The 2,053-nt window shown below is 39.4% G+C and carries 1 protein-coding gene and 1 pseudogene; both read right to left on the bottom strand.

Annotated elements, in window-relative coordinates; genetic code table 11:
- Positions 1–231, bottom strand: a pseudogene (locus QZ359_RS02425) (IS630 transposase-related protein); the annotation flags it as partial.
- 298 nt (positions 232–529) lie between these two features.
- A complete protein-coding gene (sufB, locus tag QZ359_RS02420) occupies positions 530–1,942 on the bottom strand; it encodes a Fe-S cluster assembly protein SufB (protein WP_261075413.1) in 1,413 nt (470 codons plus the stop codon).
- Between the last annotated feature and the right edge of the window lie 111 nt (positions 1,943–2,053).

Genomic DNA, 2,053 nt, shown 5'->3' with positions numbered 1-2,053 from the left:
CCGCAATTTCCCGTAAAAAAGCGTCTGGATGAGCCTCTACAAAGGCTTTTAATTCCTCTAAAGGGATCTTCTGCTTTTTGACGACTCGCTTTTTCCGCTATAAGTGTCCTTGTTCACGTCTTTCTTTTCCCACGTGAAGAGAGTTTTGACGCCAACATCAAAAACTTTAGCTGCCTCGACATGGCTGTGTCCCTCTTTAATGTAATCTAATACTCCTTGTTTATATACCATAGATTTATTATAAGATGCTTATTTTAAACTAAACAACTATATCGTGGCTTGAACTGACTATTTTATATATTGTCTTACTTCGTCCTCACAAAAATATATCAAAAATCAAAAGCACTTAGGAAAAAACTCTATTTCATGAGAGAATGCAATAAATCTTCCCACAATAAAACGCATAATATCAAGTTTTTTGGCTCCTGATATCATGCGTTTTCTGTTCTTAAAATATTTTTTCTCAGTCTCTTTTTGTTACAAGTTCATCTTCAAAGTTCTTGACCTTGGGTAAATCTAAAAACAAATTTTACCCAACTGACCCTTCCATTTCATAACTAATCAAGCGGTTCAGCTCAACAGCATACTCCATTGGAAGTTCTTTTGTGAAGGGCTCTACAAATCCCATAACAATCATTTCTGTCGCTTCTGATTCTGACAATCCACGGCTCATGAGATAATAGAGTTGTTCTTCAGAAATCTTAGATACCTTAGCTTCGTGTTCCAAAGCGACTTGTGAGTTGTGAATTTCATTAAACGGAATGGTATCTGATGCTGACAAGTCATCCATGATAATAGTATCACACTCAATGTGAGAGACAGATTTCTTAGAGTTTTTATTAAAGGTTACTTGTCCACGATAGTCAACCTTTCCTCCACCTTTAGCGATGGATTTAGACACAATAGACGAGCTAGTATGTGGAGCATTGTGGAGCATCTTAGCACCCGTGTCTTGGTGTTGCCCAGCATTGGCAAAGGCGATAGAGAGCATAGTACCACGCGCCCCTTCTCCATCTAGGTAAACAGATGGGTATTTCATGGTTGTTTTGGCACCCAAGTTCCCATCAATCCATTCAACAGTCGCATCTTTCAAGGCTTTGGCACGTTTGGTTACCAAGTTATAGACGTTATCAGACCAGTTTTGGATGGTTGTATAACGCATATAAGCACCATCCAAGGCAAAGATTTCTACGATGGCGGCGTGCAAGCTGTTACTTGAATAAGTTGGTGCTGTACATCCTTCTACGTAGTGGACACTTGCTCCCTCATCAACGATAATCAAGGTACGTTCAAACTGACCAGTATTTTCGTTGTTGATACGGAAGTAAGTTTGAAGTGGAATATCCACTTTCACACCTTTTGGTACATAGATAAAGGTTCCACCTGACCATACTGCCGAATTGAGGGCAGCCAACTTGTTATCAGTCGGCGGTACCAACTTAGCAAAGTATTGTTTAAACAAGTCTGGGTATTCCTTGAGGGCAGAATCTGTATCTGTAAAGATAATCCCCAATTTCTGGAACTCTTCCTTCATGTTGTGGTAAACCACTTCTGACTCGTACTGGGCAGAAGCACCGGCTAGATAAGCACGCTCAGCTTCAGGAATCCCGATACGTTCAAAGGTTTCTTTGATTTTTTCGGGAACTTCATCCCAAGAACGGGCTGGCTTATCAGATGGTTTTTGATAGTAGATCAAGTCATCAAAATCAATCTCTGACAAGTCTGCTCCCCAAGTTTGCATAGGCATTTTTTTGAAGGTTTCATAAGACTTCAAACGGAATTCTAGCATCCACTCAGGTTCTCCCTTAGCAGCTGATAGTTCACGAATGACATCTTCATTCAATCCTTTTCCTGTCGATAGGACAGGCTCTACATCATCATGGAAACCAAATTTATATTCACCAAGGTCAATTGGTTTTGGTTCTACTCTTTCTTCAGCCATAATATACTTTCTTTCATTCTTTATTTCTAATGATTTATAAGACAAAAGAAACTTGTCTTACTTGTTTTCTTGGTCTTCAATTGTTTTTTTCAGGGCATTCCAAGCTAGGGT

Origin of the sequence: Streptococcus sp. (assembly GCF_019414905.1) — a bacterium.
Classification (GTDB): domain Bacteria; phylum Bacillota; class Bacilli; order Lactobacillales; family Streptococcaceae; genus Streptococcus.
The sequence above is the reverse complement of the archived record's forward strand: the minus strand, read 5'-3'. Positions and strand labels throughout refer to the sequence as shown.